General features: G+C 67.6%; 17 protein-coding genes and 2 pseudogenes. 7 read left to right on the top strand and 12 right to left on the bottom strand.

The genetic code is table 11. From position 1 onward, the window contains the following. Positions 1–77: 77 nt before the first annotated feature. Positions 78–599 (top strand): winged helix-turn-helix transcriptional regulator, encoded by a 522-nt coding sequence (locus OG252_RS00660; protein WP_329332843.1) that lies wholly within the window; start codon positions 78–80, stop codon positions 597–599. Between the two features lie 10 nt (positions 600–609). Here the strand turns inward: OG252_RS00660 and OG252_RS00655 are convergent, their stop codons facing one another. Then, complete coding sequence (locus OG252_RS00655) at positions 610–936, bottom strand: hypothetical protein (RefSeq protein ID WP_266452810.1); 327 nt, start codon at positions 934–936, stop codon at positions 610–612. A 572-nt stretch (positions 937–1,508) separates the two neighbouring features. Beyond that, positions 1,509–1,829, bottom strand: a pseudogene (locus tag OG252_RS00650) (IS200/IS605 family transposase); the annotation flags it as partial. On the opposite strand from OG252_RS00650, the gene OG252_RS00645 reads away from it, so the two are divergent. Then, complete coding sequence (locus OG252_RS00645; RefSeq protein WP_329332841.1) at positions 1,828–3,051, top strand: RNA-guided endonuclease InsQ/TnpB family protein; 1,224 nt, start codon at positions 1,828–1,830, stop codon at positions 3,049–3,051. The pseudogene OG252_RS00650 and the gene OG252_RS00645 sit on opposite strands and share 2 nt — an antisense overlap. A gap of 239 nt (positions 3,052–3,290) precedes the next feature. Here OG252_RS00645 and OG252_RS00640 read toward each other — a convergent pair whose 3' ends face one another. The 6 genes and pseudogenes from OG252_RS00640 to OG252_RS00615 all read right to left on the bottom strand — a co-directional run bounded on the left by OG252_RS00640 (position 3,291) and on the right by OG252_RS00615 (position 7,347). Then, entirely contained in the window at positions 3,291–4,148 is an 858-nt protein-coding gene (locus OG252_RS00640) for an SDR family NAD(P)-dependent oxidoreductase (protein WP_329332839.1), read from the bottom strand. Continuing rightward, positions 4,141–4,989 carry an alpha/beta fold hydrolase gene (locus OG252_RS00635; protein WP_266452833.1) on the bottom strand — a complete coding sequence of 283 codons (849 nt, stop codon included), beginning with the start codon at positions 4,987–4,989 and terminating at the stop codon, positions 4,141–4,143. The genes OG252_RS00640 and OG252_RS00635 overlap by 8 nt, the downstream gene beginning before the upstream one ends. Before the next feature lie 294 nt (positions 4,990–5,283). Beyond that, complete coding sequence (locus tag OG252_RS00630; RefSeq protein WP_329332837.1) at positions 5,284–5,844, bottom strand: transposase; 561 nt, start codon at positions 5,842–5,844, stop codon at positions 5,284–5,286. Positions 5,845–5,992: 148 nt separating this feature from the next. Continuing rightward, a pseudogene (locus OG252_RS00625) lies at positions 5,993–6,400 on the bottom strand (IS110 family transposase); the annotation flags it as partial. 243 nt (positions 6,401–6,643) lie between these two features. Beyond that, a complete protein-coding gene (locus tag OG252_RS00620; protein ID WP_266452836.1) occupies positions 6,644–6,856 on the bottom strand; it encodes a helix-turn-helix domain-containing protein in 213 nt (70 codons plus the stop codon). Further along, on the bottom strand, positions 6,856–7,347 hold the full coding sequence (locus tag OG252_RS00615; protein WP_329332835.1) for a DUF2975 domain-containing protein: 492 nt from the start codon (positions 7,345–7,347) through the stop codon (positions 6,856–6,858). Before OG252_RS00615 ends, OG252_RS00620 begins: the two co-directional genes overlap by 1 nt. Positions 7,348–7,972: 625 nt before the next feature. Between OG252_RS00615 and OG252_RS00610 the strand changes: the two genes are divergently transcribed. Genes OG252_RS00610 through OG252_RS00600 form a run of 3 tightly spaced genes read left to right on the top strand, consistent with a single transcriptional unit; the run spans position 7,973 to position 8,980 of the window. Next, positions 7,973–8,299: a PadR family transcriptional regulator gene (locus tag OG252_RS00610; RefSeq protein ID WP_266452840.1), complete on the top strand. Its 327-nt coding sequence runs from the start codon at positions 7,973–7,975 to the stop codon at positions 8,297–8,299. After that, positions 8,296–8,652, top strand: a complete 357-nt coding sequence (locus OG252_RS00605; protein ID WP_266452842.1) for a DUF1048 domain-containing protein — start codon at positions 8,296–8,298, stop codon at positions 8,650–8,652. The genes OG252_RS00610 and OG252_RS00605 overlap by 4 nt, the downstream gene beginning before the upstream one ends. 1 nt (position 8,653) lies before the next feature. Continuing rightward, the gene (locus OG252_RS00600) at positions 8,654–8,980 is read left to right on the top strand and encodes a DUF1048 domain-containing protein (RefSeq protein WP_266452843.1); all 327 of its coding nucleotides are present in this window, start codon (positions 8,654–8,656) and stop codon (positions 8,978–8,980) included. 271 nt (positions 8,981–9,251) lie between these two features. On the opposite strand, the gene OG252_RS00595 is transcribed toward OG252_RS00600, so the two are convergent. Further along, the gene (locus OG252_RS00595; protein ID WP_329332831.1) at positions 9,252–9,452 is read right to left on the bottom strand and encodes a hypothetical protein; all 201 of its coding nucleotides are present in this window, start codon (positions 9,450–9,452) and stop codon (positions 9,252–9,254) included. 445 nt (positions 9,453–9,897) lie between these two features. Here OG252_RS00595 and OG252_RS00590 point away from each other — a divergent pair, with 445 nt between their 5' ends. Next, the gene (locus OG252_RS00590) at positions 9,898–10,509 is read left to right on the top strand and encodes a dihydrofolate reductase family protein (protein ID WP_329332829.1); all 612 of its coding nucleotides are present in this window, start codon (positions 9,898–9,900) and stop codon (positions 10,507–10,509) included. A gap of 70 nt (positions 10,510–10,579) precedes the next feature. Here the strand turns inward: OG252_RS00590 and tnpB are convergent, their stop codons facing one another. Both tnpB and OG252_RS00580 read right to left on the bottom strand, forming a co-directional pair. Continuing rightward, the gene (tnpB, locus tag OG252_RS00585; RefSeq protein WP_329332827.1) at positions 10,580–12,034 is read right to left on the bottom strand and encodes an IS607 family element RNA-guided endonuclease TnpB; all 1,455 of its coding nucleotides are present in this window, start codon (positions 12,032–12,034) and stop codon (positions 10,580–10,582) included. Continuing rightward, positions 12,031–12,606 carry an IS607 family transposase gene (locus OG252_RS00580; protein ID WP_329332825.1) on the bottom strand — a complete coding sequence of 192 codons (576 nt, stop codon included), beginning with the start codon at positions 12,604–12,606 and terminating at the stop codon, positions 12,031–12,033. Before OG252_RS00580 ends, tnpB begins: the two co-directional genes overlap by 4 nt. A 112-nt stretch (positions 12,607–12,718) precedes the next feature. On the opposite strand from OG252_RS00580, the gene OG252_RS00575 reads away from it, so the two are divergent. Further along, complete coding sequence (locus OG252_RS00575; protein ID WP_329332823.1) at positions 12,719–13,078, top strand: hypothetical protein; 360 nt, start codon at positions 12,719–12,721, stop codon at positions 13,076–13,078. Between the two features lie 195 nt (positions 13,079–13,273). Here the strand turns inward: OG252_RS00575 and OG252_RS00570 are convergent, their stop codons facing one another. Next, positions 13,274–13,849: a TetR/AcrR family transcriptional regulator gene (locus OG252_RS00570; RefSeq protein ID WP_329332821.1), complete on the bottom strand. Its 576-nt coding sequence runs from the start codon at positions 13,847–13,849 to the stop codon at positions 13,274–13,276. Between the last annotated feature and the right edge of the window lie 5 nt (positions 13,850–13,854).

Here is a 13,854-nt window from a genome sequence, read left to right as displayed (position 1 = left end):
TACCAACTCTATTTTTCATAGCAACTTGTTCGATCTCTGCGATGATGGGAACGGAACGAGTCCACGAGGAGGACGACATGGGTGGCTGGTCGGAGATCACGAGCGCTACGGAGTGCCCCGTCGCGCGTTCGAGTGCGGTGATCGGGGACCGCTGGACGCTCGTGATCATGCGGGAGCTGACGATGGGCAACCGTCGCTTCGACTCGCTGCAGGTCCAGACCCTGGCTTCGCCGCAGATGCTGACCAGCCGCCTCAAGCGGCTGGAGGCCGACGGCATGCTCGAACGTCGCGCCTACAGCGCAAAACCCCGCCGCTACGAGTACCACCTGACCGCCAAGGGCGAGGCCTTCGCCTCGGTGCTCCTCGCTCTACGGGCCTGGGGTGAGACATGGTGCAAGGAGCCCGGGGAAGGAATTGCCGTCCACCACCTCCACAAGGCATGCGGCCGCGAGGTGGGACTGAGCGGCACCGTGTGTGAAGGGTGCGGCGAGCCCTTCACCATGAACGAGGTGACGGGTGAACTCAGCGCGGCCTTCGCACAGGAACGCGAGGACAGGAGCGCAGCCGCCAGGCGAGATGCCGAAACCCACCCAGCCTGACCTCCCCGCTTCACTTGGGGACGGCCGGCTCTGGGCGGAAATGCGGAAGCGCCTGCCTGACCTGGGCCAATGAGCCTTGCTCAGAGGTGTCGTAGTAGGCCTCGCCGCCGCCGTGGAAGGTGGCGGGGCCGGGGGTATTCGGTGGTGCGCCGGTGCGTACGCGCTCGACCAGGTCGGTGTCGGTGAGCGCCATCATGCCGACGGTGGCGATGTCGGCTCTGCAGTCTTCGATGTCCATGGCGCGGATGGCGATATCGATGCTGGCGCGGTTCAGGACCAGCCTGGTCGTCCAGAGCTTGCGGAGGGTGCGCAGGAGGTCGCCGTGGGCGGTGTGCAAGTAGGCGAGGTCGAGGCCAGGCCGCCGCAGCGGATCAGCACTGAGCCCGTCCTCGTAGCCGTGGACCGGCGACCGACGCGACTGGTGACGCCGCCCACAGATGCGCCGCTGCCGATGAGGAGGAAGTGCGCGGCCCGATCGGCGTCCTGAAAGGCCGACCATGCCTCGCGCCCGATCGGGAGCTGTGGACTGCCTTCGAAGGCGAAGTACGCCGCTGCCTCGGAGTCGTTGAGGTCGTAGGCGATCTCGCGCGCCTTGAGGAGCACGTTCAACGGCACGAGTACCGCGCCGGCCTTGAGGATCCCGAATTAGACCGTCGTGAACTGGGGGATGTTCGTGCAGGACAGGGCGACCTTCTTGGCGGGGCGAACGCCGTGCTCGATCAGCGGGTTCGCTACCCGGATTCATTCGCAGTGCATCGGGCTTCAGTCCGGTGGTGAAGCGAATCGGGCTGCGACGCGGAGCGTCGCAGGTTCTTGTCCGGCGGAGCCGGATGGTGTGTTCCCCACCCGTGGCGCGGAGCGTCGCGAGAGATTGTCCCCGGCAGCCGGGCGACGCTCACACCGGAGGTTCCGCTGTTCGACGTACTGCCTGACCACGGGGAGCGGGGCGCCGCCGACGGTTCCGGCGAAGGAGGAACCGGACCAGAGCTTGTTGGCGCGCCACGGGTGGACGTGGTTGTCCTCGCCGTTGAACTCAACCAGCTCGCATCGAAGTCCGCATATACCGGCCGCATGATCTCCCCCTCATCCGCCTCAGATGATCGTCCGTGAACACTTGTGTCGGAAGGTGGTCACGAAGACCAAGTGGACATGCATCACGAAAACACAGGGTTCACCAGTTCTGATCTTCTGCGTCTCACCCGTGACCGGCGTAGGTAGCGTGGCTGTCATGCAGCTTCGGTACAGCTTCCGCCTGTACCCGGACTCCGGCCAACGCACCGCGCTGGCCAAGGCGTTCGGGTGCGCCCGTGTCGTGTTCAACGACGCGGTGCGCGCCCGCGAGGACGCCCGCCAAGCGGGCCAGGCCTTCCCGACGGCCGGCGAGCTGTCCAGGAAGCTGATCACCGCGGCGAAAAAGACCGACGCACGATCCTGGCTGGGCGAGGTCTCCTCGGTGGTGCTCCAGCAGTCCCTGCGTGACGCGGAGGCCGCCTACAAGAACTTCTTCGCCTCCCGAAAAGGGGCCCGCAAGGGTCCGAAGGTGGGTGCGCCCCGGTTCAAGTCCCGCAAGGACACACGCCAGTCGATCCGCTTCACGGCCAACGCCCGCTGGTCGGTCACTGGTAGCGGGCGGCTGAAACTGCCGAAGATCGGTGCGGTGAAGGTGAAGTGGTCACGCACGCTGCCCGCACGGCCCTCCTCGGTCACCGTGATCAAGGATGCGGCCGGGCGGTACTTCGCTTCCTTCGTCATCGACACCGACCCGGCCGCCGACGCTGCCCGGATGCCCGGTACCGACCAGAGGGTCGGCATCGACCTGGGCCTGACCCACTTCGCCGTCCTGTCCGACGGCACGAAGATCGATTCCCCGCGGTTCCTGCGCCGCGCCGAGAAGAAACTCAAGCGAGCCCAGCGCGAGCTGTCCCGTAAACGGAAGGGATCCAGGAACCGCGAGAAGGCCCGCCTCAAGGTCGCCCGCGCCCACGCCAAGGTGGCCGACGCCCGCCACGAATTCCACCACCAGCTCTCCACCAAGCTGATCCGCGACAACCAAGCGATCGGCGTGGAAGACCTGGCGGTCAAAGGACTCCCACGCACCAGGCTGGCCAAGAGCGTCCACGATGCGGGCTGGGCGCAGTTCGTGCACATGCTGGAGTACAAAGCAGTCAGGTACGGCCGGACCCTCGTGAAGATCGGCCGGTTCACACCGACCAGCCAGGTCTGCTCGAAGTGCGGGGTCAACGACGGTCCCAAGCCCCTGCACATCCGGACCTGGACCTGTGCCGCCTGCGGTGCGGTCCATGACCGGGACCACAACGCCGCGATCAACGTCAAGACGGCCGCCGGACTGGCGGTATCAGCCTGCGGAGCGCCGGTAAGACCAGGACTCGTCCCGGCACAGCGCGAAGAAACAGGAAGCCGCGGATTCCCGCCCGAAACCTGTGCCGCGTAGCGGCACAGGTTTCGGGCGAGAAGGCCAGAATCCCCGGGCTTCAACCCGAGGAGCAAGTCAACCGGTTCGACGCCGCGTGGAGTTCCGCGTAGCAGATCCGATCGCCACCGAAGACGATCGCCGTGCGCGCCGGGTATCCCGACGCGGTGCGGGTCAGTAGGCCGGACACGTTCCGGGTCGAACTCGTCATCAATGGCTCCTGGTCTGGGCGTAGTCGGGGCACCGCGTTGTTCCTGACATCAGGTGGTCAGGAAGTCCTCGCCCTCGCGCGTGTCGAGGCGTCCGAGGATGCTCTGGACGGTGCGATCCCGGGCCAGGCCGGAGTCCATCCCGGGTGCGATGATGCCGCGGACCTTCGAGACCACTGTCCATCTGCGGGGACGAAACACCTGCACATCCCGGCGACACAGGCCCTCGACGATGGCTTGCGCCGCTTGCTCGGGGCTGATGCGCTTGCGCAGGAACCTCGGTTGGGTGCCGAGCAGCGCCTGGGCTACGGGATCCTCGTCGAGGCCCTGCCGGGTCATGTCTGTGTTGATCACCGCGAAGTACGCGGTCGTGACGCTGACGCCATGAGCGGCGAGCTCGACCCGCAGTCCACGGCCAAGCTGCTCGACCGCTGCCTTGCTCATCGCGTACGGGATGGCGCCGGCCCCGTTGACGAACGCGAACACCGACGAGATCAGTACGAGCCGGCCACGGTTTTCGATGAGACTTGGAAGGGCAGCGCGGACCGTGTTGAGCGCGCCCCCGACGTTCACGTCGAAGAGTCGATCGACCACCGAAGTCGATGACGCCCGGAGGGTAACGCCCCGCCCGAGTACACCTGCGTTCGCGATCACGATGTCCAGGCGGCCGGCGTCGCTGACGACGGTCTCGACCACTCGGGTCATGTCGCCGAGGTCGGTCACATCGCCGACCAGGTAGGTGACCCGCTCGTCGATCGCCTCGCCCGCGGCCGGGCGGTGCAGATCGATCACGAAGACCCGGGCACCAGCGGCGGTCAGGGACCGCGCGGTCGCCGCGCCCAGGCCCCGGCCGCCACCGGTGACGAGGGCGACCTTTCCGGCAATCGACCGGTCGGACCTCTCAGCCATCGAGGAACTCCAGAACCTCGGGGACGAACTCCCGGTGGTACTGGAAGACGCCGCCGTGCCCGGAGTTCGGGTAGATCTTCAGCCGGGCGTTCGGGATCCGGCGGGCCATGTCGGCCGAGTTGCTGCTCGCGACCATGAGGTCGTGATCACCGTTGGCGACGAAGACCGGCTGGGTGATCACCGACAGGTCGTCGGGTTCGTGCAGTCCGGCCGCGCGGATGGCCTTCAGTTGCGCGCGTCGAGCCTGCAGGGAGATTTTTTCGTCGCGATTCTGAGTGCGTTCCTTGAGTCGGGTGAGGTAGTCCTTCGCGGCCCGCTTGCCCTCGGCGTCGCGCGGGAAGAACAGGAACGTCCTGGCGTCTTTCAGGGTGAGCGCGGACTTCACGTATGCACTGACCGCGACCTTGTTGATCTCCTTGATGCCGCCGCCTCCGCGGGGACCGGTCCCGGCCAGAATGATCCGGCGCACGAGCTCGGGTGCCTGCAGGGCCACCATCTGTGCGACGCCGCCGCCGAGCGAGAACCCGAGGAGGTCGACCTTCCCGAGTTCCATCGCACGGATGAAGGCCACGGCGTCGCGGCCCATGTCCGCGACGTCGGGCGGCACGGATCCTCCGGACGCGCCGACCCCGCGGTTGTCGAACGCGATCACCCGGCGGCGGGCGGCGATGCCGTCGATGATCCTCGGGTCCCAGTCGTCAAGGACAGCCATCAGGTGGTGCAGGAACACCACCGGAACACCGCCGGTCGGACCGAGCTCGCGGTAGGCGAACGGCACCCCGCCGACGTCGATCGTGCGGGTAGGCACGTCGATCCACTTCATGCTCTTTGCCGTCTTCATCTGACCTCACCGGATACGGCGCGAGGACCGCGGCCCCACGCAATTATATTACGGGCGTTCGCCTTACGGTTGTAATATGTACATGCTGGAATGGGGTGGCGGCAAGGGCTCTGCACCCACTGAGTGGGAGTTGTCACTGAAGGCTCCGGTCCGACGAACCGTCGCGAAGACGTCCCGATCTTGCGCTCTCTTCGTTCGCCAGTTCGCTGGCACGGCACGCGGAGATACTCACCCGAGTCGAGACCGGGCAGACGAACTCACCCGGCGCGAGTCGACGCACCATCTCGAGCGGACCTATGCAAGAGACGCCGGCGGTAGGTGCACCTGGCACTCCGAGATCTCTACCGAACCCGAGGTGCCTCTGTATCTGTCAACCGGATTGCAGTAGTTTCTGGTTGCGTTGGTGAGCATGACGCGCCAAACGTGGTCGGCCAGGCGACGCTTGAGACAGCGCTTAGCTTCCTTGACGGTCTTGCCTTCGGTGATCTTTCGTTCGTAGTAGGCCCGTCCGGGAATATCCGGCATCCGGATCTGGATCATCGCGATGGTGTGCAGTACCGAGTTGAGCTGCCGGTCACCGGCGCGGGAGAGGCGATGGCGGGCCTTGTCCGCGCTCGCGATCTCCACCGGTGCGGTCCCGCAGTAGTTCGCGTAGGCGGCTGCCGTGGGGAACCGGGTGGGTCGCCCTGTGCGAGCGAGCAGTCGGCCGGCCAGCACCGGGCCGATCCCAGGAGTGTCCATCGGGGTGCTGCGCGACACCTCGACCGCCTGCCGCAACTGCTCGGCGTTCGCGGCCAGCTGCGCGTCGAGCGTCCGGAGCTCGGCGACCAGATCCCTGGCCAGCTGCTTGCGCACGGACTCCGCCGGTCCGGTCGGGCGGATGCGCCGAAGCAGTCCCCGCTGCCTGAGCGGCCGAGAGCTGCGTGGGTACACCGCCGGGCAGCAGATCACACAGCAGCGCGTGCAGCTGATTGGCCGCGCGTACCCGCGACTGGGCCAGGTTCCCACGCCGTTCGTCGAGCAGGGCCAGCACGGTGGTGTGAGCCTCTGACCCGACCGGTCGTGCGTCGCCTTGCACCGCGGCGACGGTGGCGGCGGCTGCCGCGTCGATGGTGTCGTTCTTGCGGCCGCCGCCCCGGGACGGCTGCCGAACTCGGGCAGGGGCGGCGGCGTGGACGTCCATGACAGTCTCGCCGCGGGCCACGAGCCACCGGGACAAGTGCCGCCCCAGGCCATCGGCGCCTTCCACGGCCCATCGTCGCTCGGGCCATTTCCGGGCCCGGGCCAGCAGCCTGCGGTAGTCGCCCAGGTTGGCCTCGATCCGGATCGTGGAGATCGGCCGATTGGCCGTCGGATCCACCGCGGTGGCGGTGTGTGTGGACTTGTGCGGGTCGACGCCGAGCAGAATCATCGGTTGCGGCTCCTCAGGACGGGACGGCAGGAGATCCGCAGCCGACGCGCCGACTTCCGGAAGCAGCCAAGCCGGGTCACGCCTCTGTTGAGTGAGGCCGCGGACGGGCGCCGGATGGGGAACACACCCCGGGAGAGCCATAGTTCGGCAAGCGGTTCACGAGTCACCCCAGCCGGCGCCCTGCAGCACGTTACGGACGATCGCTTCGGCCATGTACGGCTCCTGCTATTACAAGTCAGCGGTTCAGGCGTCCTCGCCCTCCCAGCGCAGCAGGTCGCCTGGCTGGCACTTGAGCACCTCGCAGAGTGCGGCGAGGGTCGCGAAGCGCACCGCCTTGGCGCGGCCGTTCTTGAGTACCGCCAGGTTGGCGGGGGTGATCCCTACGCGTTCCGCGAGTTCGCCCACGGACATCTTCCGTTTGGCCAGCATCACGTCGATGTCGACGGCGATCGGCATCAGATCACTTCGTCCAACTCGGCCTGCATCTGCGTCGCTTCGACGTCGCGCGCAACGGCCTGGGCGAGCAGCATCCGCAGCACGCGCACGATGAGCGCGACCCCCAGGATGGCCACGCCAACCCCGCCCATGATGACGGTGACGCCCGGGTCGTCCCGCTGGTCCGGCGCATTGATGGCTGTGACCACGAACCACACGAGGGCAGCCGCCACGATCGCGCCGGTCACGCCGTCCACGTACCGGAACGCGGCGTGGGAGAACACGGTTCCGTGTCGCACCATCGTCACCAGCCGCCATACGCAGACCAGGGCGACCTGGACCGACACCATACCCAGGACCGTGATCACGCGCAGCGCGGTCAGCGGGAGCGACCCGTCCTCCGGGTCGCTCCCGCTGACCAATGTCCACACCATCAATGCCTGCACGAACACGGTGCCGGCGAGCACCGCCACGAGCAGGGCGCGCAGCGCACGCACGGTCAGCTTTCCCATGACCCATCCTTCCATCGAATCGCGATCGGAATCTATCGGTATTCGATAGGTGAAGCAAGGGCTGGGGCGGAGGGTGGGCGACAGTTTCGCACGGTGGCGGGACATCGTCGCCTCCCATGGCACGGCGGTTGCGCGAACCGTCTTGATCTTGTCGAAGTCGGCCTCACTTGGATACAAATCGGACGCCACCCGACTACGCCGAAGCCTTGGCACAGCTGCTGGCGCTATGGCGAAGCGAAGAGCGGGATGTCGGTGGGGGCGAGGTCGGAGTGGATGCGCACCAGCCGGACATCGTGGCGCCACCGGCCGGCATCATCTGCCGGCACCATCGCGGGCGACGTCGACCTCGGCCACCACGTCGGCGTGCACGAGGGATACCTCCAGCACGTCGCGGCTGCCCCACCCGGCGGATTCTCTGTCAAGTTCAGCATGTTGACGTGCAACGGCCCACCCGTCAGCTCAACCGATGGCCGGGCTGCAGCGTTCGACGGAACCCGGTTCCCTCACCGAGTGAGTCGGCCCGGGATTGTGTCCATCGGAGACGCTTCTGTTCCACTACTCGGTGATACCGTATAGTGGTACTCGGTATCACGTAGTACCGGCCCAGGGCTGAGGAGTACCCGCGATGGACGACCTGACGGAGATGTTGAAGGGCACGCTCGAAGGGTGCGTGCTCGAAATCATCGGCAGCGAGGAAACCTACGGGTACGCCATCACTCGCCGGCTGAACGAGCTCGGCTTCGCCGACGTCGTCGAGGGGACGGTGTACACGATCTTGCTGCGGCTGGAGAGGAACGGGCTCGTCCAAGTGACGAAACGTCCATCCGGGGTGGGTCCGCCGCGCAAGTTCTACGCGCTCAACGACGCCGGGCGCGAGGAACTCGCACAGTTCTGGGCCAAATGGCAGTACCTCTCATCACGCATCGACAGGCTCAAGGAGGGCGGGAGATGAACTTCTGGGAGAAGGTCACAGGCAGCGATCTCACCAGGGATTGGAAGGCCTTCGGAGCCCGGGTCGAGGCACTGCCGGACGACTACCGGGCGGCGTGGGACCAGATCGTCGCCCACCTCTTCCCTTACGGGGACTTCACCGGCCGCAACCTGACACCGATCCTCGACTCCGCCCTTGGGCTGCTCGAAGTGTCGGCAGCGGACGGGCAGAGCGTCCACGAGGTGCTCGGCGACGACATCCAGGGCTTCTGCACGGCGCTGGCCGGCGGAGCAGGGGCCCGGACTCATCGCGACCGGTGGCGCGAGCAGTTGAACAGGAACGTCGCAAGGAAATTGAGCCGGCTGGGAGGCTGACGTGAGCATCCAAGACATCATCGAAGGCAAGAAACAATGGCGGGCGCACGTTGCCCGGGTCAAGGCACTCCCGCCGGACTACCAGATCGTCTACAAGGAGATGCAGAAGTACCTGTTCAAGGTCGGACCGGTCAGCCTGTCCGACGGCCTTCTCCTCCCCGGAATCGTCGACTTCTTCGAGGAGGGCGTCGCCGCGGGCAAGGGAGTTTTGGAACTCATCGGCACCGACGTCGCCGCGTTCTGCGACGACCTGATCAAGGACTCTCCCACCTACGCGGATGCTTACCAGGAATCCATTGGCGGGGAACCCGGCGCGGCCAGGAAGTGACAGCCGCCGGACCGTTCGCGACGCTGCCGGGTAACACCACGCGGGATTCATTTCTGGAGCTTCAGGTCGGTGATGCGGCCTTCGGTGACACCGGAGTTGAACGGGGTGGTGATCCCCTCAACAACTGCGCGTCGGTCTTCACGGATGGGCCTTGGCCAGGCTGGCCAAGGCCGGGAGGCTGGAGGCGGGGCGGCGTCGCGCAGTGAGCCGTTCCGGCCCGCTGTCGAGGCAGGTCGGGGCCACGTAGGCACGGCGGGGCCGGAGCCCTGGGTCACGATGGGGCGATCATGCCCGCCGAGAGGTCGATGTCCGCGCCGCACAGGCCCGGCATGGCGAGCATCGCCACCAGGGCTTTCGCCACTTCGTCCTCCTCCACCAGCCTGCCCAGGGCCGCCCGGGACGCGAAGGCATGCCCGGCCTCTTCCGGTGTGCTGCCCGTCAGTTCCGCCTCCAGCCGGAAGTTGCGGTCCATGCGCGGGCCGCGCACAGGGAGGTGGCGACGACACCCTGGGGTCCGACCTCACCGGCGAGGGTGCGGGTCAGGCCCAACGGGGCCATCTTGGAGGCCGTGTAGGGAGTGCGGTTGCTCCGCCAGGTGAGTGAATGAAGCACCCGCTGTCGACGTCGGGCAGCGAGGCCTCACCGATCACCCAGTAGAGCGGGGTGGGTCGTTTCGCGGGTGGGGCTGAGCTGGGGCTCTGACAGAACTCGAACCGCCGTTCCCAGTCGCTTGGAGATCATTACCCGATTGCGTGCATGGCGCAATCATATAGGCCTCGGGCCCTCCGAAGCAGTGCCGCTCCGCCGACCTGATCGGCTGCATCGTCATAGGCCTTCTCGTTACTCCACAGCGCGGCCGATGAGTTTGTGGCTCCCGGCCAGTCCAAGCTCGTGACACCCTAGGAAAGGACACCGCCATGTCGGAGCTTCTCGTCGACTTCATCACCTCCCTCGACGGCCACGCATCGGGAGAGGGATGGCCCGGGTTCTGGGGCCTCGAGGGCCCGGAGTACCTCGCATGGCTCGGCGAGCAGCCCGAGGCCACCTACCTGATGGGAGCGAACACCTACCGCCTCATGTCGGGCTTCGCCGCAGGCGAGGTCCCGAATGGCCAAGACGAGTTCAGGCCCGAAGAAGAGGCGTCCGTCGACGAGCTCACGCAAGCATCCAAGGTGGTGTTCTCCTCCTCACTCGAGGAGCCACTGACGTGGGCCAACTCCACGCTCGTCCGCGACGACGCCGTCGAGGCGGTCCGCGCCATGAAGTCGAGCGGCTCGAGGCTCCTGAGCACAATCGGCAGCCTCAGCCTGTGCCGGTCCCTGCTACGAGCCGGACTCGTCGACCGCTTCCGGGTCGTGATGTTCCCGGTGATCACCGGGGCCACGGGCGAGGAACGCATCTACGACGGCTATCCGGACGTCGCCCTCGAGATGATCGAGCACCGCACCTTCGACGGCCGCATCCAGCTGGTCGAGTACAAGCCCCGCGTGCTCGAGCACCCGCCGCTCGGCGGCGTCGTCCCTGCGTGACGTCGCCCGTTGCCGAGACCGTGGTCAGGTCTCAGCATTCCGGACGTTTCCGTCCGGAAGGTCCGTCTCGTCACCAGAGCGTGAGGGCTTCGGCTTGAGTACGGTCTCTCGCTTCCGTCTGCCGCTGGTGCGGCAGGGTTGCGCCACCTGCCCGCCCCGCCTCCGCCGTGCGGCGGGGGCGGGTGGTGCGGGTCTTCTGGTCGGCTCCACGAGGCTTCGACACCGCTTGGGCGTCCTGGTCTCCGGCCACTCCGGTACCAGTTGTTGCGGCTGCCGCGAGCGCGGCGAGGTTGAGTGCGGCGTTGTCGTCCCGGTCGATGACCAGACCGCAGGCGTCGCACTGGTAGGTCCTCACGTGCAGCGGCAGTTTGGCTTTCACCGCGCCGCACCCGGAACAGGTCTTCGAGGAGGGGTACCAGCGGTCCGCCGCGATGGTGCGGGTGGCGTGGCGCTGTCGGGTCTTGTAGGTGAGCTGGCGGCGGATCTCCCCGAACCCGGCGTCGGTGATCCTTCGCGCGAGACGCCGGTTGCGGAGCATCCCGGCGACGTTGAGGTCTTCGACCACGACCGTGCCGTACTCGGCCGCCACGGCGGTGGTGAGCTTGTGCAGGGCGTCCGCGCGGAGATTGGCCACCCGGTGATGCACCTTGTTGCGGGCGGCGTTGGCCTTCTCCCACCGCTTCGACGGCTTCTGCCCCCTCCGCCGGTCGGGGCCGCGTCGTCGGGAGACGACGCGGGAGGCGCGGCGCAGCTGCTTGCGTGCCCGGTCGTAGTGCCCGGGATTCGCGATGGTGCGGATCTCGCCGGTGCTGTCGGCCATGACCGCGAGGGTCTTCACCCCCAGGTCGATCCCGACCGCCACGTCCGGCCGCGCCACGCGTTCCAGGTCCCGCTCGACCTCGGCCTGGAACGAGACGAACCAGCGTCCGCGCTCGTGCCGCACGGTCGCGGACAGGATCCGGGCCGTCCCGGCCTGGACGCGGGCGAGGAGCTTCACCGTGGGCTCGTGGGTGCGGATCGTGCCCAGCCGGGGCAGGGTGACGTGACGGCCGTCAGCGTCCACGCGGATCACGCCGGTGGTGAACCGGCAGGCAAGGCGAGCCGTGCGCTTCGACTTGAACCGCGGCGCACCCATCCGCTTGCCGCGCCGCTTGCCGTTCTTGGACTTCGCGTAGTTGTCGAACGCGGCCGACGCGTTCGCCAGGCCGGTGGAGTACGCCTCCTTGGAGTTCTCCTCCCACCAGGCGGCGAACCTCGGATCGGTGTACTTGGCCTCGTTGAACGCCTTCCGCAGCGCGGGCAGCGACCACGGCCGCCACTTGGTCAGCCCGGCCTCGCCGATGCCGTAGGACTCCTCCGCGCGGCGCTGCCACCAGGAGGCGGTCACCCAGCCGACGGCCCAGTTGTAGGCGGCACGCGCCGCGCCGCAGTGCGAGCGCAGGGCATGCTCCTGGGTGGCGTTCGGGTCCACTGCGAAGCGGTACGCCTGCACCACGAACCCGGACTGCGGCCGGAACTTCTTCACTCGGCGGCCTCGCCGGTCGCTACGGCCACCGCGCGGGCGGCCCGGTTCTTCGCTGCCCGCCGCCCGTACAGGCGGGCGCACATGGAGGTGAGCACCTCGGTGATGTCGCCTACCAGGTCATCGGCGGTCTCGGTGGGGTCGAGGACGACCAGGCGCCGCCCGGACGCCGACAGCGCGGCCTCCAGGTACTCGACGCCGAACCGGGCCAGCCGGTCGCGGTGCTCGACCACGATCACCGCCGTCTGGGGGTCGGACAGCAGCCGGTGCAGCTTGCGGCGCCGCCCGTTCAACCCGGATCCCACCTCGGTGACGACCTCAGCGACGGCCAGGCCCAGCCCGTTCGCGCCGGACACGACCCGGCCGGCCTGCCGCTCAAGATCGGGTTTCTGGTCAACGGACGACACGCGGCAGTACGCCACCACACGCCCGGACGGCTGGACGGCGACCTCGTCGACCAACCACGTCCCGGACGGCGCCTGGCGAACGGGGACGGGCATCTTCCCGTCCTTCACCCACCGCCAGGCGGTCTGGTAGCTCACGCCCTGCTGACGGGCCCACTCCGAAAGCTTCATGAGACCAGTTACTGAAACACACGACTAGGGATGACTATGAACGACTAGAAATTCTATAGCAGATATCACCCCCACGGCCGTGGTGAGCGATTGGCCGGCCGCTGCGGCGCCGATGCCCCGGCCGGACCCGGTGGATCTGTGTGGCGAGGACCTGTGGGAGGGCTGGACTGACCGGCTGCCTTTTGGCACCGTCGCGGCCGTGATGCCCGGCGCCCGGACCGTGCTGCGCCGCCTGGTCGAGCTGGGCGGCACGGCCACGTTCGGCGAAGTCCAGCAGTACTTCGCAGGCCATCCCACAACGCCGATCGAGCCGAAGACGATCGGAGGGGCCCTGACCAGCATCCGCGCCGTGCGGCGCAGGATCGGCCCGGACAACCGGACCAATCTGCTGGAGCGTGACGACCGCCGGCGCATCTATCGGATCGAGCCCGCTCTCCTGGAGGGCCTCAAGGCGGGCCTTCGACCTCGCTGAAGCCCGCCCCGACCTCCTGCGGCAGGAACCAGTCGGCTCGTGAACAGCGCGGGCTGCCGCCCGTTCAGGTGGAGCGGGCCGCACCTGGTAGATGGGGTGTCGCCGAGGTGATCCCAGCGGCCGCCAATAGTTGACGTGCCGTCATGAATGGACCGTGGCTGCACTCGCGTTGGCGTGCCGGTCCGGGAGTTTGGCTCAGCTCGGGGTCGAGTCCTTGGTCAGCGCGTCCATGAAGAGGTCGATGAGCGGGCGGGCTTGCTCTTTGGTGCCGTGCTGCACGGAATAGGCGATGCCACCCATGAGGAGGAGGACATTGTCTGGGGCGACGTCCGTTCGCAGGCTTCCGTCTCGGGCGCCGGCCGTGAGGAGGGTGGCGACGGCGTCGGTAAGGAGTGCGCGGCTGTCGGAGTAGGGATCGATGCCGGAGGCGATGACCGCGTTGAGGGCTTCGGACATTCCGCTCTTTGCCGTGGCGTAGTGGATGAAGTCTTCCATCCACATCCGGGTGGCGTCGGCGGCCGGGTGCTGGGTGAGAAGGTCGTTCACCTTCTCGCACACCTGGGTGAGTTGGCGGCGGTAGGCGGCGTCGATGAGCACTTCCCGAGTCGGGAAGTGCCGGTAGAGCGTGCCGACACCGACGCCCGCCTGCTTGGCGATGGCGGCAGGCGCGGTGTCCAGCCCCTGCTCGGCGAAAGCCTGCGCGGCGACCTCCAGCAGGCGCTCGCGGTTCTGCAGCGCGTCACTCCTGGTGCGGCGGGACGGGGTGGGCATGCGGG

It is taken from the genome of Streptomyces sp. NBC_01352 (assembly GCF_036237295.1).
In the GTDB taxonomy this organism is placed as follows: domain Bacteria; phylum Actinomycetota; class Actinomycetes; order Streptomycetales; family Streptomycetaceae; genus Streptomyces; species Streptomyces plumbiresistens.
This window is presented reverse-complemented; position numbering and strand designations above follow the sequence as displayed.

Excerpts from the sequence above, each read along its gene's own strand:
- OG252_RS00645 (WP_329332841.1), top strand. The coding sequence starts at position 1,828 with ATGCAGCTTCGGTACAGCTTCCGCCTGTACCCGGACTCCGGCCAACGC.
- OG252_RS00635 (WP_266452833.1), bottom strand. The coding sequence starts at position 4,989 with ATGAAGACGGCAAAGAGCATGAAGTGGATCGACGTGCCTACCCGCACG.
- OG252_RS00575 (WP_329332823.1), top strand. The coding sequence starts at position 12,719 with ATGCCCCGGCCGGACCCGGTGGATCTGTGTGGCGAGGACCTGTGGGAG.
- OG252_RS00615 (WP_329332835.1), bottom strand. The coding sequence starts at position 7,347 with ATGGGAAAGCTGACCGTGCGTGCGCTGCGCGCCCTGCTCGTGGCGGTG.
- OG252_RS00660 (WP_329332843.1), top strand. The coding sequence starts at position 78 with ATGGGTGGCTGGTCGGAGATCACGAGCGCTACGGAGTGCCCCGTCGCG.
- OG252_RS00580 (WP_329332825.1), bottom strand. The coding sequence starts at position 12,606 with ATGAAGCTTTCGGAGTGGGCCCGTCAGCAGGGCGTGAGCTACCAGACC.
- OG252_RS00610 (WP_266452840.1), top strand. The coding sequence starts at position 7,973 with ATGGACGACCTGACGGAGATGTTGAAGGGCACGCTCGAAGGGTGCGTG.
- OG252_RS00620 (WP_266452836.1), bottom strand. The coding sequence starts at position 6,856 with ATGCCGATCGCCGTCGACATCGACGTGATGCTGGCCAAACGGAAGATG.
- OG252_RS00595 (WP_329332831.1), bottom strand. The coding sequence starts at position 9,452 with ATGGACCGCAACTTCCGGCTGGAGGCGGAACTGACGGGCAGCACACCG.
- OG252_RS00590 (WP_329332829.1), top strand. The coding sequence starts at position 9,898 with ATGTCGGAGCTTCTCGTCGACTTCATCACCTCCCTCGACGGCCACGCA.
- OG252_RS00570 (WP_329332821.1), bottom strand. The coding sequence starts at position 13,849 with ATGCCCACCCCGTCCCGCCGCACCAGGAGTGACGCGCTGCAGAACCGC.
- OG252_RS00605 (WP_266452842.1), top strand. The coding sequence starts at position 8,296 with ATGAACTTCTGGGAGAAGGTCACAGGCAGCGATCTCACCAGGGATTGG.
- OG252_RS00640 (WP_329332839.1), bottom strand. The coding sequence starts at position 4,148 with ATGGCTGAGAGGTCCGACCGGTCGATTGCCGGAAAGGTCGCCCTCGTC.